This window comes from uncultured Pigmentiphaga sp., assembly GCF_937950555.1.
Lineage (GTDB): Bacteria > Pseudomonadota > Gammaproteobacteria > Burkholderiales > Burkholderiaceae_B > Pigmentiphaga.
The window spans coordinates 1-24,063 of sequence record NZ_CALFCW010000008.1 but is presented as its reverse complement, the minus strand read 5'-3'; the positions used below and the strand labels follow the sequence as shown (position 1 = coordinate 24,063).

Below are 24,063 nucleotides of genomic sequence, written 5' to 3'. Positions count from 1 at the left end.
GACGACGTGCGTTCCCTCATTGCGTTGGTCGTGCATCGCCGCCTCGTCGCGCTGACTGCCACCCTGCTCGTCGCCATCTACGGTGTTTACGCCTTCCTGAATACCGCGATCGAAGCCTATCCCGACGTCACCAACGTTCAGGTCGGCATTATTTCGCTCGCGCCCGGCCTGGCGCCGGAGGAGGTCGAGCGCCAGGTGACGCTGCCGCTCGAGCGCGTGCTCAACGGCACGCCGGGACTCCAGTCCCTCCGCTCAGAAAGCTATTTCGGGCTGTCCATGATCACCATGGTGTTCCGCGACGGCACCAAGAGCTTCAACGCGCGCGTGGAGGTGACGCAGCGGCTGCCCGCGGCCGACCTGCCCGAGGGGGTGACGCCGGAAATGGCGCCCGACAATACGCCGCTCGGCAAGATCTTTTATTACCGGCTCAATAGCGACCGCCACACCTTGGACCAACTCCGTTCGGAGCAGGAATGGACCGTGGCCCGCGTGCTCAAGCAGATCGAGGGCGTGGCGGACGTGGTGAGCATGGGGGGGTTCGTCAAGGAATTCCACATCGAGGTCGACCCCGCCAAGCTGATGGCTCACCGGCTGACCCTGGATCGCGTGGTCGAGGCTGTCTCCAAGTCCAACCAGAACGTGGGGGGCGGGCTGCTCCAGCGGGGTGAGCAGGCGTTGATCATTCGCGGCATAGGTTTGCTGCGCACGCCGCGCGACATCGAGACCATCGTGCTCGACGTGCACAACAATACGCCGGTGCGGGTCAAGGACGTTGCGCGCGTCGTGCAGTCTTATACGCCGCGCCAGGGCTCGGTCGGCATGGACGACGAAGACGATATCGTCGAAGGCATCGTGCTGCTCAAGCGCGACCAGAATCCCACCAAGGTGCTCGAGCAGGTCCACAAGAAAGTGGACGAACTCAATGCCAACCTGCTTCCCGCAGGCATGCGCATCGAGCCGAGCTACGACCGCTCCAAGCTGGTCGATCACACCTTGCAGACGGTCTATCACAACCTGCTGTTCGGCGCCTGCCTGATCGTGGGCGTGCTGTGGCTGTTCCTGCGCAGCCTGCGGGGATCGCTGATCGTCGCCGTGGTGATTCCGCTGTCGCTGCTCGTGGCGTTCATCGGGCTATACATGCTAGGTATGCCGGCAAACCTGATCTCCATGGGGGCGATCGACTTCGGGATCATCGTAGACGGGGCGGTGGTCTTGACCGAAGTCATCATCCACAAGGCGAGGCTGCGCAAGCCGACGTCGCGGCGCGACATGTACGGCCTGATCATCGAGGCGGCCATGTCGGTGGCCAAGCCCACGCTGTTTGCCATGGCCATCGTCATCGCGGCGCTGATCCCGGTTTTTTCGCTGGAGAGCATAGAGGGTCGCATCTTCCGCCCGCTGGCGATGACCTACACATTCGCGCTGCTCGGCGCCCTGGCCTTTGCTTTGACCTTGGTCCCGGCCCTGTGCGCGCTGCTGCTGCGCCCCAAGGACGTGGTGGCGCCAGAGCCGGCGGTGTTCCTGCGCATGCACCACGCTTATTCGGGATGGATAGCGCGCATCCTGGAGAGCGAACGCAATCGGCGCAAGCTGATGATCGCGGCCGTGGCGGTCCTGGCCGCGGCGCTCTACGCCGCATCGCACCTCGGCACGGAATTCCTGCCCGAGCTGGACGAGGGCGATGCCTACGTGGTGGTACAGATGCCGCCTTCCATCTCGCTCGAGAAGGGTCAGGAGCTGTTGCGCATCATACGCATGCGTCTGAAGCAGTTGCCCGAGGCGGTGTCGGTGACCAGTGAACAGGGCCGTCCCGAAGACGGCACGGACAACGAGACCATCAACGTTGCCAAGGTGCTGGTGCGGCTCAAGGATCGCAAGCAATGGCGCAAGGGCGTGACCAAGGACGATCTGGTCGCGCAGATGCGCGAGTCGCTGGCCGATCTTCCCGGCGTGCAGTTCAATTTCGCCCAGCCCATCCGCGACAGCGTCGAGGAATCGACCGCCGGGGCGCGCGGACACGTGGTACTGAAAGTCTACGGTGCCGAGATCGAGGCCATGCGCGGCATCCTCCTGCAGGCCAAGGAAGTGGTGCGCGACATCGAAGGCGTCGTGGATCTGGACCTATATCGCGATGCGCCGGCGCCGCAGCTGCACATCGAGTTCGACCGGGAGGCGCTCGCACGTTACGGAATTTCCATGGAGGTCGCGGACACGGCGGTGGAGACGGCGCTGGCCGGCAAGGTCGTCACGACGGCATGGGAAGGCGAGCGCAGCGTGCCGGTGCGGGTGCGGCTGCCTTTCGTGGACCGCATGGACGAAGCCAGGATCCGCGACATCCCCGTCACGGCCCCAGACGGCACGTACGTCCCGCTGCATGCCCTGGCGCGCATCGACTTCAAGGTAGGCAATGCCTCCATTTTCCGCGAGGGCAATGCGCGTTACATGGCGCTCAAGTTCAACGTCCACGGACGGGACGTCGGCTCGGTCGTGAAGGAGGCCATCGCTGCGTTCAACAAGGAAGTGAAGATGCCCGAGGGCTACATTGCGCAGTGGGGCGGGCAGTGGGAAAACCAGCAGCGCGCCGCGGACCGCTTGAAAATCGTCGTCCCGCTTTCTTTGCTGGTGGTATTCGCGCTGCTGTTCAGTGCGCTGGGCAGCGCCCGCAGTGCCACCATCATCCTGCTCACGGCGCCGTTCGCGATGGTGGGTGGCATCGTCGCCTTGCACCTGACCGGCATCGATCTTTCCATCAGCGCGGCCATCGGTTTCATCGCGTTGCTTGGGCAGGTGGCCTTGGCAGGGCTGCTCGTGGTGAGCGCAGTCGAAAGCCTGCGGCGCGAAGGGGTGGCCATGCTGCCCGCCCTGGTCGAAGGCGCAGCCGAGCGCATGCGCTCCGTGCTGATGGTGGCGCTGCTAGGGCTGATCGGGCTGTTGCCCATGGCCTTGTCCACGGGCGTCGGCAGCGAGACGCAACGCCCCTTCGCATCGGTGGTGGTGGGGGGCATGGCGGTGCTTCCGCTGGTGGCGTTGTTCGTGCTACCCGTGCTGTACGCCTGGCTCGGGCCGCGGCGCCTCGTGTCTGCCGAAGAGCGCGATGCCGCCATGACGGGAGATGCTCATGCGTAAGCTATTGTGCCTTGCGCTGTTGGCGCTGGGACTGGCCCAGGCCCGGGCCGAAGGCCCGCTGCCCCCGGAAGTCACCCTGCCGCAGCTCTTGGAACTGGTCAAGCGGCAGAGTCCCGCCCTACAGGCCGAGCGCATCCGGGTGGCCTTGGCCGAGGCCGACCTGCTGACGGCGCAGACGTTTTCCAACCCGAGCCTGGCCTATACCCACAAGCGCGGCGAGCGGGAGGCCACGCTTTCCCAAGAAGTGCCGCTGTTCGGCCAGCGCGGCGCGCGCATCGAGACCGCGAGGAGCGGCGTCGAAGCGGCGCGGGCGCAGCTGAGATTGACCTATGCGCAGGCGCTGCAGGAGGCGGCGCGGGACTTCATGTCGCTGCTGGTGGCGCAGGAGCGCGAGAAAAGCTGGCTCGAGGCGAAAGAGGACCTGGAGAATGCGTTGCGTGTCGTGCAAGGCCAGGTGGAGGCGGGGGCGCGCAGCCGCTACGATTTGACGCGCCTGGAAATCGAGCGTGCGTCGCTCGATGCGCAACTGGCGCGGGCGCAGGCCGAAACGGTCCAGGCGTCGGCGCGGGTAGCCGCAAGCGTGGGAGCTCCCGCGTGGCGGCCGCGCGCGGCTGGCGCCATCGTCACGAACTGGAATGCGGCGAGTTTCGAGTCGTTGTGGCCGCAGGCCCAGCACCGCCTTCCGTCGGTGCGGGCGGCACGGGCGCAGCAGGACGTCGCCGAGAAGCAGCTCGAGGCCGAGCGCCGCAACGCGTATCCGACGCCCACGTTCACCGTCGGCCAGCTCAGGAATGGCGACGGGCGCAGCATCGAGTACGGCGTGGCCGTGTCCATTCCGCTGTTCGACCGCAACCAGGGCCAGATCGCCCGGGCGGCGGCCGAAGCCGATGGCATGCGACTTCGCAGCCGTGCCGTGGTGCTGGCGGCAGAAGGCGAGCTGCGGCGGGCCGCCGAGCAGCTGGACCGGCGCAAGCGGCTGGCCGATCGTTTCGAGCAGGATGGCTTGGCCATGATTCCCCGGCTGCGGCAGATGGCGCAGGATGCCTATACCTTGGGCCGCGGCTCCATCCTGGATCTAGTCGATGCGGTACAGGTCGTGGCCGAAAAGAAAAACACCTATCTCGACCTGGCCGAAGCCGTGCTGCACGCCGAAGTGGACTTGCGCGTGGCGTCGGGAGAGCTCGGCGCGGATTTACCGGACTAGTGGCCCCTTGGGGTTGCCCGGCCGGCGTAAACTACAGCCTGGCCGGTTTCGTCTCGCCTGACGACAGCGTTGTTGCCGGCCCGATTCGGATATTTGGGGGTTACCAATGAAATCTTGCGCATTGCGCGGGTTCCTGCTGGCCGGCTTGGTGCTGGCGTCCGCCGCGCGGGCGGACATCACGGTGGGTGTCGATATCGCCACGACCGGTCCTGCGGCCGCGATCGGAATACCTACCAAGAACGTGGTCATGATGTGGCCGCAGACTTTGGGCGGGCAGAAGGCCCACTACGTCATCCTCGATGACGGGTCGGATCCCACCAACACGGTGACCAACGTGCGCAAGCTCACCTCCGAGCAAAAGATCGACGTGCTGGTCGGGCCCAACACCACGCCGGCTGCACTCGCCGTGCTGGACGTGATCGCCGAAAGCAAGACGCCCATGGTGGCGCTCGCGGCCAATGCTTCCATCATCGAGCCGCATACCGACCCCAAGCGGAAATGGGCCTTCAAGATGCCGCAGAACGACTCGTTGATGGCGAGCGCCATCGTCGGCCACATGGCCCGCGCCGGCGTCAAGTCCGTCGGATTCATCGGCTTCAACGATTCCTACGGCGAGAGCTGGTGGAACGAGTTTTCCCCGCTCGCTGCCAAGGCCGGCATCAAAGTCGTCGCCAATGAGCGCTACAACCGCACCGATACCTCCGTGACCGGCCAAGTGCTCAAGATCATGATGGCCAAGCCGGACGCCGTGCTGGTGGCGGCGTCGTCCACTCCCGCGCTTTTGCCGCAGAAAACGCTGGTCGATCGCGGCTACCGCGGCAAGATGTACCAGACACACGGCATCGCAACGCCCGAGTTCCTGCGGCTGGGCGGCAAGACCGTCGAGGGCACCCTGTTTCCCACCGGTCCGGGCGTGGTGGCGCACGGGCTGCCGGACTCCCATCCGGTCAAGAAAGTCGCCGTGGAGTTCGTCGACCGCTACGAGGCCAAGTTCGGCCCGGGCTCCGTGACACAGTTCGCGGGCGATGCCTGGGGCGCCTGGATGCTGCTCGACGATGCCGTGCGCCGCGCCCTGCAGAAAGGCGCCAAGCCGGGCACGCCCGAGTTCCGTGCAGCGCTGCGCGACGCGATCGAGTCGACGTCCAACCTCACGGTGCCCAACGGCGTGCTCAACATTTCCGCCACCGACCATCAAGGGTTCGACGAGCGTTCGCGCGTGATGGGCATCGTGCGCGACGGCAAGTTCGCCTACGAAGGCGAGGGCAAATAATGCCCAGGCCGCCGGCGCATCGCGGCGCCCGGCGGCACGATGCGCGCTGCGGGCGCAAGGCGCTGCAGCGCGAGCAGGTCCCGTGACGGCCGCGCCGATGTGCGGCCCGTTTCTTCGACATCCCGGTTTTTTCCACGGCGGGGTGTTTCGCTCCTCCGCGAAGCGCCAGATCTATCAGGTGTAGCCCGTGGCAGCAGGGTTGGCCGCATCGCCACGCGCGCGGGCCAGTTCCTGCCGCGCACCCGCTTGGAGGATCGCGCTGTCCTTCGCGACGGTGATGAACCCGAACCCCTGGTCCGCATATTTGCGTCCCGACGCGCCCCCTGAACACTGAATGCCTGCCACGCGGCCGTGTCGGCGGCAGGTTTCGAGTATGGCCGCTACGGCGTCGGCATGCTCCTTTTCCGGCTTGTCCAGGTCCGGCTCCAGACCCAATCCCAACGCGAGGTCGGCCGGTCCGACATAGATGCCGTCCAGTCCCGGCGTGGAGACGATGGCTTCCAGGTTGGCAAGGCCGCGACGGCTTTCGATCATGACGAAGCACATGGGGTCGTCGCCCAGCGTGGCCGTGTCTCGGGCACGGCGCACCAATGCCGAACGGATGGGGCCGTAGGAACGTATGCCGGTAGGGGGATAGCGGCAAGCCGCAACGGCGGCAGCCGCCTGCTCCGGTGTTTCGCACATGGGCACGATGACGGCTTGCGCTCCGGCGTCGAGGGCCTTGGCGATCAGCCAATCGTTCAGGGCAGGTACGCGCGTCACCGGAATACTGCCCGCCCGCTCGATGGCCATGAACATCGGCGTGATGTCGGCATAGTCGATCAGGCCGTGCTGCTGATCCACACACACGTAATCCAATCCTTCGGCGGCCAACAGCTCCGCGCCGAATGCACTCGGTAGTGCGCACCATCCGCCGAAGACGGTTTGTTTCTCGGCCATGGTCTTACGCAGCGTTCTCGACATGACTGCCTCTCATTGGGGTTTGTACGCAGGAGCGTGGATTTGAATGGAAAAGTGTTGACAAAGATCCAGCCCGCCAACAGACTAAAAGTGTATCCACTTTTTCACGACCGAGATAGTGTCAAGGGCAAGCATGAGCAGGGCACACCAGATCGATGTTGCGGATTGCGTCCGCGAGATACCAGGCCAGCAGTTCTTGGTACGCACCGAGGCGTACACGGACGAAGAGATTTTCGAGCTGGAGATGAAGCACATCTTCGAGCGCACCTGGATCTACGTCGGGCACGAGAGCGAATTCTCGTCGGCGGGCAGCTTTAAGACCGCGTATGTGGGACGCCAGCCTGTGGTCGTCGTACGCGACAAGGAAGGCAAGATCGGTGCCTTTCTCAACCGATGCGTGCATCGCGGTGCGGCAGTGGTGCGGGAAGCGCAAGGGGTCTTGCAGGAAATGCGCTGTCCCTACCACGGTTGGATCTTCGATCTTTCCGGCAAGACGCGCCTCATTTCCGACCGCAATGATCCGGGGGGCTACGGGAGTAATTTCATCGAGCCCGAAGGGCTCGTTCCCGTGCCGCGCCTGGAAAGCTATCGCGGCTTGTTGTTCGCCTCGCTCGACGCCGGCATCGAACCGCTTGTTTCTTATCTCGGCGAGCTCAAGTCCGTCATTGATGCCAAGCTCGACCTCGCGCCGACGGGTCGCATCGTCATCGCCTCGAAACCCTACGTCTGCCGATACAAAGGCAACTGGAAACTGCAGACGGAGAACATCGTCGATGCGTATCACTTCATGCACACGCACGGAGCGTTCGTGAAGTTGCAGGCAAAGTACGGCGACAGCACCGGGGATTTTGGCGTGCACAAGGGCCGCAGTTCGCGCGAGATGCGCGAGCAGCGCTTTCGCGGCGAAACGTGGTCCTGCCGGCAAGGCCACGGTTTCGCACGCGTGCCGGCGGCCGATACGAGCTATCTGTTCGACGGCGAGTTCGGAAACATGTACCGGGACCTACTGGAGCGGCATGGAGACGAGGCGTTCTCGCGCATCACCTCCAAGGCGACGTCTACCGTGTTTCCGACGATGGGCATGATCCATCAGCAAATCCGTGTCTGGAGGCCGATATCCGTCGATGAGACGGAAGTCCTGATCTATCCCTATGAATTGGAGGGGGCACCTGAAGCCTTCAACGTCGGCATGCTGCGTAGCCAGGAGCGCTTTTACGGTCCTTCCGGCTATGGGATGACCGACGATGCAGAGATGTTTGCCCGGGTGACGCAAGGGCTGCGGGCAAGCGGCGTGGAATGGTTGGTGTTCGACCGTGGCATGGACACCGACGAGAAAACCGAGAGCGGCGATTACCGGGGGCTGCCCTCCAGCGAAGCGCCGCAGCGCGCCCTATGGCGCGCATGGAAGCACATGATGCAGCGGGCATCGACGCAGGCGTAAGGCAGGAACCGTATGGAAAGCGCAATGTTGCAAGACATCACTCAGTTCATTTATCGCGAGGCCCGCTTTCTGGACGATCGCGCATTCGAAGACTGGCTCGGCCTGTTCGACGACGACGGCAGGTATGTCGTGCCCCTGGTCGAGAACGGGCAACCGGGCAGGCAGGCCGCCATCGTCAATGACGACAAGCTCGCACGGGAAGAGCGCGTCTACCACATGCTCAATCACTGGTTCCCGGCACAGCAGCCTCCTTCGCGGACCCTGCACATCGTCTCCAACGTCGTGGCCGATGCGGACGGTGACGGCTGGCGCGTCTCGAGCAACCAAGTGATCCATGAAATCCGCGATGGAGACTGGACGCAGGTGGGGCTTGGGGAAAAGAGCGCGATCGTTGCGCGTGTCGACTATCTCCTGCGGCGTGGGGAACAGGGATTCCGGATCCGCGAGAAGCGCGTCCACCTGCTCGATCGAGGCAGCTGGCAAGGCAATCTCGCCTTTATTTACTGAACAGAGGGAGCACGAGTCATGAAGTTGGTCAGGTACGGCGCCGAAGGCAGCGAACGGCCCGGTGTATTGGACGGGCAGGGCGGCCTGCGGGACCTATCCGGGCTGTTGCACGACATCGATGCCCAAGCCCTGGCGCGTGGCCTGCAGGACAGCCTGGGCGCCATCGACCCGCAGCGGTTGCCGAAAGTGGATGGGTCGCCCCGGCTGGGGGCGCCGCTCGCGCGCCCGGGGAAAATCGTCGCCATCGGATTGAACTACGTCGACCACGCCAAAGAGTCGAACATGCCGATTCCGACAGAACCCGTCGTGTTCATGAAGTCGCCGTCGACGTTGTCGGGACCCTATGACGACGTTCCCAAGCCGGAGAAGGCGGTGAAGATGGACTGGGAAGTGGAGCTCGGCATCGTCATCGGCAAGCGCTGCCGGGACGTGTCCGAGGACGAGGCGGCGCAGAACATCTTCGGCTACGTGTTGGCCAACGATTTGTCCGACCGTGCCTTCCAGCTCGAACGGGGCGGCCAGTGGGACAAGGGCAAGAGTTTCGATCGCTTTTGTCCTATCGGTCCCTATCTCGTCAGCCGGGACGAAGTGCCCGATGTCCATGCGCTCGACATCTGGCTGTCCGTGGACGGTGAGCGCGTGCAGGACAGCAATACCGGCCAGATGATCTTCCGCTGTCCGACCATCGTCAGTTATCTGAGCCAATGCATGACCTTGGAGCCTGGCGACCTAGTCATCACGGGCACGCCCGCAGGCGTGGGGCTGGGCATGAAGCCTCCGCGCTTCCTACAAGGCGGGGAACTCGTCGAGCTCGGTATCTCCGGCCTCGGCGCCCAGAAATATCGCATCACCAAATAATCATTCACGATCCCTTTCTTCATGGGACTTCGCATGCCTGCCATTTCTCCCAATGATGTGTTCCTCGACCGCCTGGCGGCGTTCTGCGTTCGGGCGAGCCGTTTCGAGATCGGCCCGTCGTGCTATGACGCCGTCAGGAAGATTCTTCTCGACTCGTTCGGCGTGGTGCTGGGGGCGCTTGATCACCGCGCGGCCATCCGGGCTCGCGAGTTCGCCGCGTGTTTTTCCCTGCCGTCGGGCGGAGCGAGGCTGTGGGGAACAGGCGAGCGCGTCAGCATCGAACACGCCTCGTTGCTCAACAGTCCGCCCTTGCGCGCGTACGACTTCAACGATTTCTACATGGGGCGTCTGGGCGGCGCGCATCCCAGCGACATACTGACCGGCGTGATCGCGGTGGCGGAAGCCACGGGAGCGAGCGGCGAGGAGGTGGCGCGGGCGCTCTGCCTCGGCTACGAGTTGATCATCGCGATGAGCGACTACGTTGATCCCGACCGGGCGGGCCTGGATTATCCGTGCCTGACTGCGATGGGCGCGACTGCCGCGATCGGCAGCATGCTCGGGCTCGACCATACCCAGTTCCGGCATGCCTTCTCGATTACCGTGAATGCCAATTACCCCTCGCTCGAGGTCGAGTCTTCCGAGTTCGATGCGCATGGCGAGCTGACCATGTGGAAGCGCTTCAACGGCGGCGATGGCGTGCGGCATTCGGTGTATTCATGCTATCTGGCCAAGTGCGGCGTCGAAGGCGTGGTACGCCCGTTCGAAGGGAAGTTCGGCTTCCTCGCCAAGCTGCAGGTGAGCGGCGAAGAGGCCGAGCAGGCCCTGCAGCGCCTGGAGGGCATCACGTGCTTCGAAGGCATTGCGCGCGGGAGCTTCAAGCGCTGGCCCGTCGGGTCGCGCGGACAAAGCGCCATTCAATCGGCCTTGCGGGCGCGTGCCGCGATGCTCGCGGGCGGACACGCTCTGGCATCCATCGAGAAGGTGACCGTGCACGCCGATCCGGGCGTCTACCGCCATCTGTATGAAATTCGCCTCGAGCCTTTCGCGCCGCGCACGCGCGAGGCTGCGGACCATTCCCTCCCATACATCGTGGCGGCGGCCTTGGTGCAAGGCGCCATCGATCCATCCAGTTTCGATGCCTCCATGCGCGATTCGTCCGACGTTCGCCGGCTGCTGGATGGGCGTATCGAAGTGGTGCCGGTTGCATCGGCGTCTCCTTCCAACCTGTTGTCCGAAGTCGTCATCGAAGACCTGGCCGGCAATCGATGGAGTGGGGGCCGCGAGGCCGCACCGGGTACGGCCGGAGCGCCGATGCCGTTCGACATCCTGATCGAGAAATTCAAGGAGAACCTGGGGTCGGCCCGGGCCTCTCAGGCCGAGGCGTTGATCTCGGCCATCGCGGATTTCGACGCACGCGCCGACGTTCGCAGTCTGGTGGATAAGACGTTGGTTTGAAAGCCGGCGTTTTCGAGTGCCGCGCGGGTGACGCGCCTGGCGGTAGATGTGCTGTGTAGTGCTTCTGTAAGAGGTCCTTGCCATGCTTAGCCGTTCTATTTGGAAATGCCTGCTCGCAGTGTGCTGTACCCTGACCGCCTCGCTTGCCGCGGCCGATGATTTTCCGTCCAAGCCCATCAGGTTCATCGTGCCGTACTCCCAGGGCACTGGGCCCGACCGGATCGCCCGCCTGGCCGGAGAAGAATTGTCCAAGGTCTGGAAGGTGCCCGTGGTCGTGGAGAACCGCCTGGGCGCGTCAGGCCACGTCGGGGCGCAGGTTCTTGCCCAAGCGCAGCCGGACGGCTACACCGTGGGCGTCATGGGCAGCAACATCTCCGTGACCGCCCATCTGATGAAGTCGGAGACCTTCGTGCCCATGCGCGATCTGCAACCGCTGATCATCGCGGGGTATGGCGACATGACGCTGGTGGTGTCGGGCAAATCGCGCTTCAAGAGCTTGTCGGAGTTCCTGGACTACGCTCGCGCGAACCGCGGCAAGGTTGCGTTCGCGAGCGCCGGCATCGGCTCGCCGTCGCACATTTTCCTCGCCCAGTTGCAGCAGAAGACTGGTACCGAATTCCTGCATGTGCCGTACAAGGGCACGGCGCCCGCAGTGACGGACCTCATCGGCGGGCAGGTCGAGGCGTTCTTCATCGCCACGCACACCGTCCAGCCCTACCTGGCGTCTGGACAGCTGAAGGCATTGGGCGTGGCGGCGCCAGAGCGCAACTCGCATGCACCTGATATTCCTTCGTTCGCAGAATTGGGCGTGACGGAGTTTTCGACCGAGGCGTGGTATGGCTTCATGCTGCCGACCGGAGTGCCGGCTCCCATCGCGGACAAACTCTATCGCGACATCCACGCCGTCGTCAGCAAGGACCCGGTGCGCGGCCAGCTCGATAAGTTCGGCCTGACCATGCGTCCGTCCACCACCGAGGAAATGCGCGCATTCATTCAAAACGAATTCAAGCGCTACGGCGAAGTAATCGCGAAGTACAACATCAAGGCAGAGGAGTGAGGTGATGCAGGCTGGAGCGCAGCAATTTCCCGCCGTCATCGACGTGCGTGACATGTCGGTGCTGGTGGTCGGGGCGGAGGGCGGCGTGGGGCCTGCAGTGGTGCGCGGCTTCTTGGCCCATGGCGCCAAGGTCTATGCCGGCTACCTGACGCAGGAAGGCGGCACGGATGTGCCTGGCGAACGTGTGCCGCCGGGCGCGGATCCAGCCGCCGCCTGCGCATTGGTCGACCGGGCAGAGGCCACCAACGGCCCGCTCGACGCATTGATCTTCGTGTCGCCGCCGGTATCCGTGGGCAAGGCCTTGGAGCTCGACCCGGCGGTGTATGCGCAGGTCGCGCGCGAGGAGCTGGTCCTGCCCGTGCTGTTGCTGCGCGAGGCCGCTGCACGCATGACGCAGCGCGGCTTCGGCCGGCTGCTGTCGTTCTGCTCGATGTCCGGCAAGACCGGCGCTCATCCCGGGGTGAGTCCTTATGCCGCGGCCAAGGGCGGCCTGATCGCCTTTACCCGTTCGCTGGCGGCCGAAGTGGCGGCGAACGGCGTGACGGTCAATGCGATTGCGACCGCATTGTTCGACGTGCAGGTGACCAAGACCGGGGAGGATCTTGCACACGTACTGAAAGGCATTCCGGTCGGCCGCGTCGGACGCTCGGAGGAGGCCGCGGGCGCGGCTTTGTTCCTGGCGTCGCGCATGTCCGGCTACATCACCGGCGAAACGCTGAACATGTCCGGCGGACGCTTCATGGATTGAGCCTCCGCGGGGGTTACAGCCGCACCCGCAAGACCGCGACTGCATTCTGCATGAAGATGGGGGTGTAGTCGGGGTCGATCAGTTTCATCGAAGCCGTGGCCGAACGTACCAGCTGCAGGGTTTGGATGCGTTGCGCGGCTTCGAGGTCTTCCCGTTCGTAGGCTTTGAGCAAGCCGGCATGGTCGCCGCCGTCGTCGACGAAGATCGAAGGCGAGGATTGTTCGAGCGAATAGCGCGCGCGCTCCGTCCTGTGCCAGTATTCGTCTATTTTGTCGATGTACATCTTCCCGGCTGGGCGGTTCAGGCGGCGGTGGAACTCGAGGTGCAGGTCGCGCCATTGACTCGAGTGTTCGCTCGACTGGCGCGCCATTTTGTCCACGATCTTCTTGCAGGCTGCCAGTTCCGCGCGGCTGAGCTGGCCCATGGATACCTGAGTGGCGATGGCCTGGCAGGCGATCCACAGCCCGTAGATCTGGTCGACTTCTTCGGCGGTGAGTTGGGTGACCGTCATGCGGTACTTGAACCGCGCCTCGGCCAGACCATCCGCCTGGAGCATGCGCAAGGCTTCCCGCACCGGCGTGCGGCTGACGCCGTACTGCTGGGAAATATGGACCTGGTTCAGCTCGTCGCCAGGCAGGATTTCCCCACGGAATATGCCCTTGCGCAGGGCTTCATAAATGCGCACCGCCTCATGGTGCGTATCGGCGGCAAACCCGTTGGTCTTGGCCGTGTCCATACGGTCAGTGCTTGCCCGTGCTGCCGAAGCCTCCTGCGCCGCGATCGGATTCTTCGAACTCGTCCACGATGTTGAAGCCTACCTGCGCCACGGGCACGATGACCATCTGGGCGAGCCTGTCCATGGGCTGCAGCACGAAAGGCTCGCTTCCGCGGTTCCAGGTCGAGACCATCAGTTGCCCCTGGTAGTCTGAATCGATCAATCCCACCAGGTTGCCCAGCACGATGCCGTGCTTGTGCCCCAGGCCCGACCTGGGCAGGATGAGGGCGGCATAGCCCGGGTCTGCGATATGGATGGCCAAGCCGGTCGGCACCAGGACGGTTTGCCCGGGCGAGACCGTCAGCGGCGTGTCCAGGCAGGCGCGCAGGTCCAGCCCCGCCGAGCCCGGGGTTGCGTACGAGGGAAGGTAGTCGCGCATGCGCGCATCGAGAATCTTCAGGTCTACGGATTTCATGCCTTGCGGTGGGGGGAGCGTGGGGGGCGGCCCGTCGAGCGCGCCGGCGGGACGAAGGGGGGCAGGGGCGAGGGAGGCATCGCGGAGGCGCCGCGGAGCTTCCGGCTGCCCTGCCGGAAGAAAGTCCGGGCGAGGACGAGCAGGATGATGGTGCGGACGATGTTGCCCGGTTCCAGTGGGTCTTCGTCCATGAGTGCCGAGGCGATGCTGCCGGCGGTGAGCACGGCGAACAACAAGCCGAGCAGGGTCTGCACCGTGCCGCCGACGGCATCGCGGCCCTGCCGGGCGAGCGTGGCCTGCGAGGCGGGTTCGCTGATGCCGGCGGGCATGCCCTCGGCCCGCGAGACGGGTGCCGTCGGCGCCGAGGGCAGGCCGGTGCCGGTCGCGTATTGTTGCCCGGGGCCGAGCGCATCTTGTCGCCCTCGCGGCAGGCCCAGCGCGGACCGGAACCCTTTGGCGCTGGTCTTGAGTAGACGCTGAGCCCCCGGCGTTCCGGTGCCGCGGTTGACTAGCTTGTCGATGTAGGCGGCGTAATCGCCGTCTGGCGGCTCCGAATCGAAAGGCATGGCGGGTTTCCTCGTCGTTTACGCAGCGACGCGTCGAGCGATTTCCGCGACGAGCTGCCGGGCCGCCGCGAGCTTGGAGCTACGCGGCAGCGGATGCTCGCCGGCATCGTCGTACAGGACCAAGGTGGTGTCGTCGCGCCCCAGCACCTCCTGGGCCAGGTTGCCGACCAGGAGCGGCACGCCCTTGCGCGCGCGCTTTTCCGCAGCATGGCGGGCGAGGTCTTCGGTTTCGGCCGCAAAGCCCACGCAGTAAGGCGGCCGCGGTAGCGCGGCGACCGTGCCCAAGATGTCGGGATTCTGCACGAATTCCAGCACAGGGGGCGCGCCGCCGTCCGTTTTCTTGAGCTTGCTCGCGCTGACCTCTTTCACCCGCCAGTCGGCCACGGCCGCCACGGCGATGAAGATGTCGGCCGAATCGGCCCGGCCCATGACGGCATCGAGCATGTCGTGCGCCGTCGTGACGTCTATGCGGCGCACGCCTCGCGGCGCAGCCAGCGCAGTTGGGCCGGAGACCAGCGTTACCTCGGCGCCGGCCTCGCGCGCCGCGCGCGCGATGGCGTAGCCCATCTTGCCCGACGATACGTTAGTGAGCACGCGCACGGGATCGATGGGTTCCGAAGTGGGGCCGGCAGTGACCAGCACGCGTTTCCCGGCCAACGCCTTGGGCTGGAAGTAGGCAATGAGGTCTTCGAGGATTTCGTGCGGCTCGAGCATGCGTCCCGAACCCACTTCGCCGCAGGCTTGGTCGCCTTCGGTCGGACCGAGCAGTGTGACGCCGTCGGCTCGCAGTTGGGCGGCATTGCGTTGCGTGGCAGGATTGGCCCACATTTCGCGGTTCATGGCCGGAACGATGAGCAAGGGGCAGGCGCGGGCCACGCACAGCGTGGCGAGCAGGTCATCGGCCAGCCCGTGCGCGAGCTTGGCCATGAAGTCGGTGCTGGCCGGGGCGACCAGGATGGCATCGGCGCCGCGCGTCAAGTTGATGTGCGCCATGTTGTTGGGCACGCGCGGATCCCATTGATCGACGAAGACCGGGCGCCCGGAGAGCGCCTGCATCGTGACCGGCGTGATGAAGTGCGTCGCGGCTTCGGTCATGACCACGTCCACGGTTGCGCCGCGCTCGGTCATGCGGCGCACCAGCTCGCAGATCTTGTAGCAGGCGATGCCGCCGGTCATACCAAGGACGATGCGCTTGTTGGCGAGGTCGGACATGGGCCGGGCAAAGAGGATGGGATGTGCCCATTATACGGCCCGGCCTGTGCGCGTTCGCGGGCGATTGGTGGCCGGCAGGGTCGCGGTGGCGGGTCGCCTTGCCGGCGCCGGGGAGCCGGTCGCCCGTCAGGCCGGGCGGCGGGGTTTTTTCCTGATTTCGTCGAGGATCAGCAGTGCCGCGCCGACGGTGATGGCGGAGTCAGCCAGGTTGAAGGCGGGAAAGAACCAGTCGCCGTAATAGACCAGCACGAAGTCGATGACGTGTCCGTGAATGAAGCGGTCGATGACGTTGCCTAGCGCGCCGCCCAGGATGAGGGCCAGCGCCCAGGAGAACAGGCGCTGGCTGCCGTGGCGCGCCAGCATCCAGACGATGAAGCCCGATACGGCGAGCGCCAGGACGGTGAAGAACCAGCGCTGCCAGCCGTCGGCGCCGGCCAGGAAACTGAAGGCCGCGCCACGGTTGTACAGCAGCGTGAGGTCGAGCATCGGCAGCAGCGGCAGCCGCTCGCCGTAGCTGAACAGCCGGTCGACCGCGATCTTGGTGGCCTGGTCGGCGACGATGACGAGCGCGGCGACCGCGAGCCAGCCGCCCAGCCGGGCGTGCGACGAAGCGGCCGTCATCAGGCGAACTCGCGCGGTTCGCCGGCGCCGTCCAGGTTGGCGACGCAGCGGCCGCAGATCTCGGGCCGTTCGGGGTCCACGCCCACGTCCTCGCGCCAGTGCCAGCAGCGCTCGCACTTGTGGTGGCTGGACGGCGTGACCTCGATGCGCAGCGTGCCTTCTGCCGCGTGCACGTCCGCGCGCGAGACGATCAGCACGAAGCGCAAGTCCTGGCCCAGGCTGGCGAGGAGCGCGTAGTCGGGCGCCGGCGCATAAATGTCGACCTCGGCTTGGAGCGAGGAGCCGATGCCGCCGGCAGCGCGGACTTCCTCGAGCTTCTTGGTCACGTCGCCGCGCAGCTCCCGGATACGGTTCCATTTTTGCAGCAGTTCCTGTGCGTCGGCCGGCGCCGGGAGGACGTGGAAGACTTCGGTGAAGATGCTCGGGGAGTCTTTCCGGACTAGCGCCCAGGCCTCTTCCGCGGTGAACGAGAGAATGGGCGCCATCAGCTTGAGCAAGGCTTGGGTAATGTGCCAGAGTGCCGTCTGCGCCGACCGGCGGGCCGTGCTGTCGGGGGCAGTGGTGTAGAGGCGGTCTTTCAGGATGTCCAGATAGAACGCGCCAAGGTCTTCCGAGCAGAACGTCTGCAGCCGGGCGGTTGCAGGGTGGAATTCGTAGCGGTCGTAGAAGGCCGTGATCTCCTCCTGCATGCGCGCGGTCATGGCGAGCGCATAGCGGTCGATCTCGAACAGGCGGTCGTCGGCAACGGCCTGGGTGGCGATGTCGAAGTCGCTCAGGTTGGCCAGCAGGAAGCGCAGCGTATTGCGGATGCGGCGATACGATTCCACCACGCGCTTGAGGATTTCGTCCGAGATCGAGAGCTCGCCCGAGTAGTCGGTGCTGGCGATCCACAGGCGCAGGATCTCGGCGCCCAGCGTGTCGGCGATCTTTTGCGGGGCCAGCGTGTTGCCGAGCGACTTGCTCATCTTGCGGCCCTGGCCATCGACGGTGAAGCCGTGAGTGAGCAGGGCCTTGTAGGGCGGCGTGCCGTTCAGCATGCAGCTGGTCAGCAGCGAGGAGTGGAACCAACCGCGGTGCTGGTCCGAGCCCTCCAGGTAGAGGTCTGCGGGCCAGGCCGTCTCGGCCGCGTGCGAGCCGCGCAGCACGGTCTGGTGGGTCGTGCCCGAATCGAACCAGACGTCCAGCGTGTCGCGGTTCTTTTCGTATTGGTCGGCCTCGTCGCCCAGCAGCTCGCGCGGATCCAGCGATTGCCATGCCTCGATGCCGCCTTGCTCGATGCGTTGCGCCACCTGCTCGATGAGCTCGGGCGTACGGGGATGGAGCTCGCCCGTTTCTTTGTGCACGAAGAAGGCCATGGGTACGCCCCATTGGCGCTGGCGCGAGAGCGTCCAGTCAGGACGGTTGGCGATCATGGCCTGCAGCCGCGCCTTGCCCCAGGAGGGGTAGAAGCGCGTGGCTTCGATGCCTGCCAGGGCGCGCTCGCGCAGCGTGCCGCCGCCTTCGGCAGGTTCGATGTCCATGCCGGCGAACCATTGACTAGTGGCGCGGTAAATGATGGGCGTCTTGTGGCGCCAGCAATGCATGTAGCTGTGGCGCAGTTTCTCGACCTTGAGCAGCGTGCCAGCCTCTTCCAGCGCGGCCACGATCTTCGGGTTGGCGTCCCAGATGGAGAGGCCGCCGAACAGCGGCAGGCTCGACGCATAGCGGCCGTCGCCCATGACGGGGTTGATGATGTCTGCGTCCTGCAGGCCGTTCTGCTTGCAGGAAACAAAGTCTTCGATCCCGTAGGCGGGCGCGGAGTGGACGATGCCCGTGCCGGTGTCCAGGGTCACGTAGTCGCCGAGGTAGACCGGAGACAGCCGATCGTAGCCCGCGTCCTGGCGTGCCAAGGGGTGGCGGAAGGCAATGTGGTCGAGTGCCTGCCCCTTGCAGGTGGCAACGACTTCGCCTTCGAGGTCCCAGCTCTGCAGGCATGCCTCGACCCGCTCGCGGGCGATGATGAGCAGCGTGCCCCAGGCCTGCGGGGTGTTGACGCGCACCAGCGCGTACTCGATTTCAGGGTGGACGTTCAGCGCCTGGTTGGAGGGAATGGTCCACGGCGTGGTGGTCCAGATGACGATGGCGCCGTCTTCCTCGATCGAAGGCAGGCCGAAGGCCTTGGCGAGCGCCGGTTTGTCGGCGAAGGGGAAGGCCACGTCGATGGCCGGGTCGGTGCGGTCCGCGTACTCGACTTCCGCTTCGGCCAAGGCCGAGCCGCAATCGAAACACCAGTTGACGGGCTTGAGGCCCCGGAAGACGAACCCCTTTTTCAGGATGGCGCCCAGCGCGCGCAGCTCATCGGCTTCGTTGCGCGGGTTCATCGTCAGGTACGGGTTGTCCCAGTCGCCCAGCACGCCGAGGCGCTTGAAGTCTTTCTTCTGGCGCTCGATCTGCTCGGCGGCGTAGGCGCGCGCCTTGGCCTGCACTTCTTCCACCGGCAGGCCCTTGCCGTATTTCTTCTCGATCTGGATTTCGATGGGCATGCCGTGGCAGTCCCAGCCCGGCACGTAAGGCGCATCGAATCCAGCCAGCGTGCGGCTCTTGACGATGATGTCCTTGAGAATCTTGTTGACCGCGTGTCCGAGGTGGATGTCGCCGTTGGCATAGGGCGGCCCGTCATGCAGCACGAAGCGGGGGCGCCCCGCGCTCGCGGCGCGTATGGCCTGGTAGACGCGCTTCTCTTCCCAGGCTGCGACCCAGCCGGGCTCGCGCTTGGCGAGATCGCCGCGCATCGGGAACGGGGTGTCGGGAAGATTGAGAGTTTTCTTGTAGTCCATGGAAACACACGGTTTTGCACAACAGCCCCGTTCGCGGGGCGGGCAAGCTTGGGAATGTCGCTCGGCATGGGGGCTTTCGACCCGGGACGCGGCGGACGCCGTTGCATCGTCCGCTGGCGTCGCCCCCGACGGGCGCGGCCGTTGGCCGCGGGAGGGCGGGCTTCCCGCTAAATTCGATCCGTCGCGGACGTGGCAAGGTCTGCCTGGGCCAGATGGCTGGACGCGAAATAGGCTCGAGCTTGGCGCGCGTCGTTCTCGATCGCCGCCTTCAGGGTCGGCAGATCGACGAATTTTTCTTCATCGCGCAGTTTTTTCAGGAATTCCACCTGCACGAGTTTACCGTAAGCGTTGCCGCTGAAATCGAAGACGTGGACTTCCAGCAGGACCCGGCCGCTGTCGTCCACCGTCGGGCGCACCCCCAGGCTCGCGACGCCCGGAAGGGGCTGGGGCGCGAGCCCGCGCACTTGCACCACGAAGATGCCCGAGAGGGCAGGGCAGCGCCGCGAGACCCGCAAGTTCAGCGTAGGGAACCCGAGCGTGCGCCCCAGTTTCTGGCCGTGGATGACGTGGCCGCTGACGGTATAGGGGTGACCGAGCAGGCCGGCGGCGCGATCCAGGTCGCCGACCGCCAGCGCGGTGCGGATGGCAGAGCTCGAGATGCGCTGGCCATGGTCGGTGACCGAGTCCATGGACTCGACTTCGAATCCATGGCGGGCGGCATTGGCGCGCAAGAGCGCGATGTCGCCGGTGCGGTGGGCGCCGAAGCGGAAGTCGTCGCCGACCAGCAGCCATTTCACGTGCAGTCCGTCCACCAGCAGCTTGTCGATGAATTCCTGCGCCGGCATGGCGGCCAGCCGCTCGTTGAATTTTTCCACCACGACGTGCCGCATGCCGCAGCGGGCGAGCGCACAAAGCTGGTCGCGCAGCCCCGCAATGCGGGTGGGAGCGAGTTCCGGCCGCTTGTGCAGTTCGGCGAAAAATTCGCGCGGGTGCGGCTCGAAAGTCATGACGGTGGGCACCAGCCCGCGTTCTTCGGCGGCTTGCTTGACCCGGGCGAGGATGGCCTGGTGGCCCCGGTGGACGCCATCGAAGTTGCCGATCGCGAGCGCGCACGGCTGGCGCAGCGCGGGCGGCGGCAAACCCCTGAAGATGCGCAGGGCGGGCGTCGAGGGTGAGGGCGGAGACGAATTCAAGCCGGACAACGCGAAAGCAAGAGGATTGGACACGGGCTAGTTGCCCGCATGCAGATTCCCGATTATAGGCGCGTCCTCGGCACCCGGGCCCGCGCGCAGTTTGGCCATCACTCCCAGCAGGTGGCCGCGCATTGCTTCGGCAGCCTCCTGGTTGCGGCCGGCTTCGAGCAAATCGAGAATGTGCAGGTGCTCTTCGGCCTGGTGGTAATAGCGCTCGCGGTCAACCATGGAACGGTAAACCAATAGCCGCCGCACTTTGTTGATGCGCCGGAGCACGTCGATGAAAAACGGGTTCTGCGACGCCTCGGCCAGCGTTTCGTGGAAGTTGACGGCGCGCTCGTAGAGTTCATCGGCCGTCATGGTTCTAGCGCCGCCGGAGAGGATGTGGTGCTCGATTTCGCGCAACCTGGCGACGGCTTCTGGCGCGAGGCGGAAGGTCGGCTCCAACAGCGCGGCGGGTTCCAGTGCAACGCGCACGCTGTAGGTTTGGGTGAGCGACTCGGGGGTCTTCAGAATGGGCGAGAAGGTCCAGCCGTAGCCAATGCGGCGCTCGGCCCACCCCTCGCGCGAAATCTTGCTCAGCAGTTCGGTCAGCTGGCGGTGCGTGAGATGGTAGGTCTGGCGCAGGTAAGTTTCCGTGACGTGGTCGTCGAGCCGGCCTTGCAATCGATCTTCGGCAATCTGGAAATAGACGCGCGTGAGCTCCGGCTGCGCGTTCAGCCCCAACTGCTCGGGCCTGGACGGACGGGCGCCGGAAACGAAATAGCCGCGGTTGGCCTCGTGACGCAGCACGCCTTTGCCGGCGAGGATTTCGAGCGCCTGGCTGACGGTCCAGCGCGACGCGCCGAAGCGGTCCGCCAACGACTGCGCAGTCAGGTGCGAGCCGGGCGGAAAATTTTCCGTATTGATGTGGACGAGGATGCGGCCAGCTAATTCGGGAACGACGGCTTTGCGACGTTTGCGGCGCGGGCGTTTGGCGGTCGGCATGTTCCGGTCGGGTCTGCGTGCGGAGAAAGCGGCTGCGCGCCGCTTCGGGCGTCGCTGAGGCACGATGTTAGCGTTTTTCCGCACCGGAGCTTGGGCGCTACGCGGCGTACCGCTTCACCATTTCATAGGTTTCGGCAGGCAGTTCGATGCCGTGCTCGCGCTGGTGCATCAGCTTGGCCATTTCGATGTCGCCCGGGAGCAGCACCGGGCGTTCGGGATCCACCGGCGGTGTACCGACCAATATGGCGCGGAAATCTGTCATGCGCTGCGCGAGCCATTCCGGGCTGCCCAGCCTGGCAGTGTCGAATAACAAGAAGAAGTGACCCAGGTTCTGGGGCGAGTCGGGAGCATCGACCCAGGATTTGACGTGGGTGAGATAGGCCGCGCCCGACAGCAGTCCCGCCAGCAAGTCCACGATCAGGGCCAGTCCATAGCCCTTGTGTCCGCCCATGGGCAGCAGGAAACCTGCTAGCGCGGCGCGGGGGTCGCTGGTGGGCCGTCCGTCCGCGTCGGTCGCCCAGGTAGGAGGGATCGGTTCGCCGCGCTGGAGCGCCTGGCGGATCTTGGCGCGGGCGGCGACGCTGATGGCCATGTCCAGGATGACGGGTTGCCCCGCAGGATTCGGAATGCCGAATCCGATCGGGTTGTTCCCCAGCCGCGCTTCGCGTCCTCCCCACGGGGTGATGGTCAGCGTGGCGTTGCTGCAAATCATGCTGGCGAAGCCTTCCTGTGCTGCCAGGTAGGCGTACGGCGCGATGGGGCCGAAGTGATTGCTGCCGCGTGCGAAAACGATGCCGACGCCGTTTTCACGCGTCATCTGCATGGCGGCTTCCAGCGCCCGCATTCCCACCAGCGGGCCGACCCCGTTGCCGCCGTCCAGCCGCGCCAGTGTTTGCGCCACCCGCTCGAGAGAGATTTCGGGACGGGCTGCGATGCCGCCGAGTTTGAGCCGCTCGCCGTACGACTCGATGCGGCTGACGCCGTGGGTGGCGAGCCCGAGCAAATCTGCCAAGACCAGGATCCGGGCGGCTTCGCGCGCTGCGGCTTGTGCCATGCCGCAGCGCACGAGCGCCTGGGTTGCCAGCGCCAGCAATTCGTCTTCAGGGATTCGCACAACAGTGGGCTCGCCCATGGTTTTCCTTTGGTCTGGCTTCTGCCAAGGGGGATCCCGGCAGTCGCATGTTCCGAAAAATATTGCAGTTATATTCGTAAATATGCAATCATGAATCGAAGAAGTGACAGAACCGGGGCGACAGACCCACGGCTGCGAGCGCTGCAGGCCCTTTGCCATGGAGGAGACACACTTGAAAGCTTCCGTTCACATCGTCAAGACCTTGCTCACCGCTGTGGCGCTGGGCGTGGGTTCGAGCGCCTTTGCACAGGCCTACCCCAGTCGTGCGGTCACGTTGGTATCACCCTTTCCGCCGGGCGGAGCGGCGGACGTCGTGATTCGGATGCTGGCGCAGGAACTGGGCAAGGAATTCGGCCAGTCATTCGTGGTCGACAACCGGGCAGGAGCAGGCGGGGCCATTGGCACCAGCTCCGTGGCGCGGGCTACGCCGGACGGCTATACGTTGCTGGTTACCTCTTCCAGCACGATGTCGATCAACCCACATCTGACGGCCAAGCGACCCTACGATCCTTTCACGAGCTTTACCCCAATTTCCCTCGTCGGCTATGCCACCAATGAATTGGTGGTGACGGCGACGCTTCCGTACAAGACGGTGGGGGACTTGATCGCGGCCGCCAAGGCAGAGCCGGGAAAGATCGCTTTCGGCTCGAATGGCGTCGGCACGCTTAGCCACCTGATGGGGGAGATGTTCATGCAGCAGGCGGGAGTGAAAATGCTGCACGTGCCGTACAAAGGTGCGGCGCCGGCCGTGGCGGATACGGCCGCGGGGCAGGTCTCCGTGCTGTTCGCCAATGTCGCGAGCGTGGCGCCGATGGTCAAAACGGGCAAGCTGCGCGGCCTAGCCATCACGAGCTTGAAGCCGACGCCGCTGGCGCCGGGGCTTCCGACGATCGCCGAATCGGCATTGCCTGGGTTCGAAGCGAATCAATGGTGGGGCATGTGGGGGCCGGCAGGGCTGCCCAGGGATATCGTGGACAAGCTCAACGCCGCGGTAACCAAGATCTTGTCCAATCCGGACACGGTCCAGCGCTTTAATGCCGAAGGGGTCGGGTTGCTGACCGGCACCCCGGAAGACCTGACTGCTTATTTGCGCGCGGATTACGAGCGCTGGGGCAAGGTGGTCAAGGCCGCCGGCATTGCGCCGGAATGAGTGGCTACTTTTCGCGTCCATCCCCTTTCATGCCCGGAGCCCGGCGATGACGCCCCCAGATGCTGCCATTGCCGTAACCGACGAACTCGCGCGGTTCGCCGCCTCGCTCGACTGGGAGCAGGTGCCGCCGCATGTACGGGCGCTCATGCCAGTACTGATGATCGATATGTTCCGCGCGGCGGCCGTGGGGAGCGACAAGCCCTGGACCCGGGCCGTGCTCGGGGCTTTCGGTAGCATCGAAGGCCCACAGCGGGCAAGCCTCTTGTACGCCGGCCGGAAAGTCGAGGCTGCGCGGGCTGCGTTCATCAACGGCACTGCTGCTGGCAGCCTGGACTGGGACGATTCCCATGTCGCGGCCATCATCCATCCGGGCGTGTGCATCTGGCCTGCGGCGCTGGCGGCGGCCGAGGTCGCGCAAGCCGGCGGCCGGGAACTGCTGACCGCGGTGCTGGCGGGTTATGAGGTCGCCATTCGCGTGGGTATGTCCATCCAGCCCGAGCATTCGTTGCGAGGCTTCCAAGGCACGCCTACGTGCGGCGCGTTGGGAGCGGCAGTTAGATCGGAAGAGCA

At 65.2% G+C, this 24,063-nt stretch carries 21 protein-coding genes; 11 read left to right on the top strand and 10 right to left on the bottom strand.

All coding sequences use genetic code 11. The features are described 5' to 3' along the window. Window positions 1-6 precede the first annotated feature (6 nt). The 3 genes from Q0319_RS00700 (at window position 7) to Q0319_RS00690 (ending at window position 5,600) form a co-directional block, all read left to right on the top strand. Complete coding sequence (locus Q0319_RS00700; protein ID WP_299450237.1) at window positions 7-3,126, top strand: CusA/CzcA family heavy metal efflux RND transporter; 3,120 nt, start codon at window positions 7-9, stop codon at window positions 3,124-3,126. Further along, window positions 3,119-4,330, top strand: a complete 1,212-nt coding sequence (locus tag Q0319_RS00695; RefSeq protein ID WP_299450235.1) for a TolC family protein — start codon at window positions 3,119-3,121, stop codon at window positions 4,328-4,330. The genes Q0319_RS00700 and Q0319_RS00695 overlap by 8 nt, the downstream gene beginning before the upstream one ends. Before the next feature lie 106 nt (window positions 4,331-4,436). Next, the gene (locus tag Q0319_RS00690; RefSeq protein WP_299450233.1) at window positions 4,437-5,600 is read left to right on the top strand and encodes an ABC transporter substrate-binding protein; all 1,164 of its coding nucleotides are present in this window, start codon (window positions 4,437-4,439) and stop codon (window positions 5,598-5,600) included. A 174-nt stretch (window positions 5,601-5,774) separates the two neighbouring features. On the opposite strand, the gene Q0319_RS00685 is transcribed toward Q0319_RS00690, so the two are convergent. Beyond that, window positions 5,775-6,563 carry an aldolase/citrate lyase family protein gene (locus Q0319_RS00685; protein WP_299450231.1) on the bottom strand — a complete coding sequence of 263 codons (789 nt, stop codon included), beginning with the start codon at window positions 6,561-6,563 and terminating at the stop codon, window positions 5,775-5,777. 130 nt (window positions 6,564-6,693) lie between these two features. On the opposite strand from Q0319_RS00685, the gene Q0319_RS00680 reads away from it, so the two are divergent. From Q0319_RS00680 to Q0319_RS00655, 6 genes are all read left to right on the top strand, one after another. Beyond that, window positions 6,694-8,001 (top strand): aromatic ring-hydroxylating dioxygenase subunit alpha, encoded by a 1,308-nt coding sequence (locus Q0319_RS00680; RefSeq protein ID WP_299450229.1) that lies wholly within the window; start codon window positions 6,694-6,696, stop codon window positions 7,999-8,001. Between the two features lie 24 nt (window positions 8,002-8,025). Then, window positions 8,026-8,508, top strand: a complete 483-nt coding sequence (locus Q0319_RS00675; protein WP_299450227.1) for an aromatic-ring-hydroxylating dioxygenase subunit beta — start codon at window positions 8,026-8,028, stop codon at window positions 8,506-8,508. Between the two features lie 18 nt (window positions 8,509-8,526). Further along, a complete protein-coding gene (locus Q0319_RS00670; RefSeq protein WP_299450225.1) occupies window positions 8,527-9,366 on the top strand; it encodes a fumarylacetoacetate hydrolase family protein in 840 nt (279 codons plus the stop codon). 33 nt (window positions 9,367-9,399) lie between these two features. Further along, window positions 9,400-10,821 carry an MmgE/PrpD family protein gene (locus tag Q0319_RS00665; protein ID WP_299450223.1) on the top strand — a complete coding sequence of 474 codons (1,422 nt, stop codon included), beginning with the start codon at window positions 9,400-9,402 and terminating at the stop codon, window positions 10,819-10,821. 82 nt (window positions 10,822-10,903) lie between these two features. Further along, window positions 10,904-11,878: a tripartite tricarboxylate transporter substrate binding protein gene (locus Q0319_RS00660; protein WP_299450220.1), complete on the top strand. Its 975-nt coding sequence runs from the start codon at window positions 10,904-10,906 to the stop codon at window positions 11,876-11,878. 4 nt (window positions 11,879-11,882) lie between these two features. Continuing rightward, the gene (locus Q0319_RS00655; protein WP_299450217.1) at window positions 11,883-12,626 is read left to right on the top strand and encodes an SDR family oxidoreductase; all 744 of its coding nucleotides are present in this window, start codon (window positions 11,883-11,885) and stop codon (window positions 12,624-12,626) included. Between the two features lie 13 nt (window positions 12,627-12,639). Here Q0319_RS00655 and Q0319_RS00650 read toward each other — a convergent pair whose 3' ends face one another. From Q0319_RS00650 to Q0319_RS00610, 9 genes are all read right to left on the bottom strand, one after another. Next, window positions 12,640-13,362: a GntR family transcriptional regulator gene (locus Q0319_RS00650; RefSeq protein ID WP_299450214.1), complete on the bottom strand. Its 723-nt coding sequence runs from the start codon at window positions 13,360-13,362 to the stop codon at window positions 12,640-12,642. Window positions 13,363-13,366: 4 nt separating this feature from the next. After that, window positions 13,367-13,816 carry a dUTP diphosphatase gene (dut, locus tag Q0319_RS00645; RefSeq protein WP_299450211.1) on the bottom strand — a complete coding sequence of 150 codons (450 nt, stop codon included), beginning with the start codon at window positions 13,814-13,816 and terminating at the stop codon, window positions 13,367-13,369. Then, window positions 13,813-14,382 carry a hypothetical protein gene (locus Q0319_RS00640; protein WP_299450209.1) on the bottom strand — a complete coding sequence of 190 codons (570 nt, stop codon included), beginning with the start codon at window positions 14,380-14,382 and terminating at the stop codon, window positions 13,813-13,815. Before Q0319_RS00640 ends, dut begins: the two co-directional genes overlap by 4 nt. A gap of 18 nt (window positions 14,383-14,400) precedes the next feature. Next, the gene (gene coaBC, locus Q0319_RS00635; protein ID WP_296467694.1) at window positions 14,401-15,594 is read right to left on the bottom strand and encodes a bifunctional phosphopantothenoylcysteine decarboxylase/phosphopantothenate--cysteine ligase CoaBC; all 1,194 of its coding nucleotides are present in this window, start codon (window positions 15,592-15,594) and stop codon (window positions 14,401-14,403) included. Window positions 15,595-15,720: 126 nt separating this feature from the next. Continuing rightward, a complete protein-coding gene (gene lspA / locus Q0319_RS00630; RefSeq protein ID WP_296467696.1) occupies window positions 15,721-16,215 on the bottom strand; it encodes a signal peptidase II in 495 nt (164 codons plus the stop codon). Continuing rightward, window positions 16,215-19,031: an isoleucine--tRNA ligase gene (ileS, locus tag Q0319_RS00625; RefSeq protein ID WP_299450206.1), complete on the bottom strand. Its 2,817-nt coding sequence runs from the start codon at window positions 19,029-19,031 to the stop codon at window positions 16,215-16,217. The genes lspA and ileS overlap by 1 nt, the downstream gene beginning before the upstream one ends. Window positions 19,032-19,198: 167 nt before the next feature. Next, window positions 19,199-20,188: a bifunctional riboflavin kinase/FAD synthetase gene (locus tag Q0319_RS00620; protein ID WP_296467709.1), complete on the bottom strand. Its 990-nt coding sequence runs from the start codon at window positions 20,186-20,188 to the stop codon at window positions 19,199-19,201. A 72-nt stretch (window positions 20,189-20,260) separates the two neighbouring features. Next, window positions 20,261-21,211, bottom strand: a complete 951-nt coding sequence (locus Q0319_RS00615) for a GntR family transcriptional regulator (protein ID WP_299450204.1) — start codon at window positions 21,209-21,211, stop codon at window positions 20,261-20,263. A gap of 97 nt (window positions 21,212-21,308) precedes the next feature. Then, window positions 21,309-22,343 (bottom strand): Ldh family oxidoreductase, encoded by a 1,035-nt coding sequence (locus tag Q0319_RS00610; protein ID WP_299450202.1) that lies wholly within the window; start codon window positions 22,341-22,343, stop codon window positions 21,309-21,311. A gap of 172 nt (window positions 22,344-22,515) precedes the next feature. Between Q0319_RS00610 and Q0319_RS00605 the strand changes: the two genes are divergently transcribed. Together Q0319_RS00605 and Q0319_RS00600 are read left to right on the top strand one after the other, a co-directional pair. Beyond that, window positions 22,516-23,493 (top strand): tripartite tricarboxylate transporter substrate binding protein, encoded by a 978-nt coding sequence (locus Q0319_RS00605; RefSeq protein WP_299450200.1) that lies wholly within the window; start codon window positions 22,516-22,518, stop codon window positions 23,491-23,493. Window positions 23,494-23,539: 46 nt separating this feature from the next. After that, on the top strand, window positions 23,540-24,063 hold a 524-nt coding region (locus tag Q0319_RS00600; protein WP_299450198.1), incomplete at its 3' end, for an MmgE/PrpD family protein.

Excerpts from the sequence above, each read along its gene's own strand:
- Q0319_RS00695 (WP_299450235.1), top strand. The coding sequence starts at position 3,119 with ATGCGTAAGCTATTGTGCCTTGCGCTGTTGGCGCTGGGACTGGCCCAG.
- Q0319_RS00690 (WP_299450233.1), top strand. The coding sequence starts at position 4,437 with ATGAAATCTTGCGCATTGCGCGGGTTCCTGCTGGCCGGCTTGGTGCTG.
- Q0319_RS00685 (WP_299450231.1), bottom strand. The coding sequence starts at position 6,563 with ATGTCGAGAACGCTGCGTAAGACCATGGCCGAGAAACAAACCGTCTTC.
- Q0319_RS00680 (WP_299450229.1), top strand. The coding sequence starts at position 6,694 with ATGAGCAGGGCACACCAGATCGATGTTGCGGATTGCGTCCGCGAGATA.
- Q0319_RS00675 (WP_299450227.1), top strand. The coding sequence starts at position 8,026 with ATGTTGCAAGACATCACTCAGTTCATTTATCGCGAGGCCCGCTTTCTG.
- Q0319_RS00670 (WP_299450225.1), top strand. The coding sequence starts at position 8,527 with ATGAAGTTGGTCAGGTACGGCGCCGAAGGCAGCGAACGGCCCGGTGTA.
- Q0319_RS00665 (WP_299450223.1), top strand. The coding sequence starts at position 9,400 with ATGCCTGCCATTTCTCCCAATGATGTGTTCCTCGACCGCCTGGCGGCG.
- Q0319_RS00660 (WP_299450220.1), top strand. The coding sequence starts at position 10,904 with ATGCTTAGCCGTTCTATTTGGAAATGCCTGCTCGCAGTGTGCTGTACC.
- Q0319_RS00655 (WP_299450217.1), top strand. The coding sequence starts at position 11,883 with ATGCAGGCTGGAGCGCAGCAATTTCCCGCCGTCATCGACGTGCGTGAC.
- Q0319_RS00650 (WP_299450214.1), bottom strand. The coding sequence starts at position 13,362 with ATGGACACGGCCAAGACCAACGGGTTTGCCGCCGATACGCACCATGAG.
- dut (WP_299450211.1), bottom strand. The coding sequence starts at position 13,816 with ATGAAATCCGTAGACCTGAAGATTCTCGATGCGCGCATGCGCGACTAC.
- Q0319_RS00640 (WP_299450209.1), bottom strand. The coding sequence starts at position 14,382 with ATGCCTTTCGATTCGGAGCCGCCAGACGGCGATTACGCCGCCTACATC.
- coaBC (WP_296467694.1), bottom strand. The coding sequence starts at position 15,594 with ATGTCCGACCTCGCCAACAAGCGCATCGTCCTTGGTATGACCGGCGGC.
- lspA (WP_296467696.1), bottom strand. The coding sequence starts at position 16,215 with ATGACGGCCGCTTCGTCGCACGCCCGGCTGGGCGGCTGGCTCGCGGTC.
- ileS (WP_299450206.1), bottom strand. The coding sequence starts at position 19,031 with ATGGACTACAAGAAAACTCTCAATCTTCCCGACACCCCGTTCCCGATG.
- Q0319_RS00615 (WP_299450204.1), bottom strand. The coding sequence starts at position 21,211 with ATGCCGACCGCCAAACGCCCGCGCCGCAAACGTCGCAAAGCCGTCGTT.
- Q0319_RS00610 (WP_299450202.1), bottom strand. The coding sequence starts at position 22,343 with ATGGGCGAGCCCACTGTTGTGCGAATCCCTGAAGACGAATTGCTGGCG.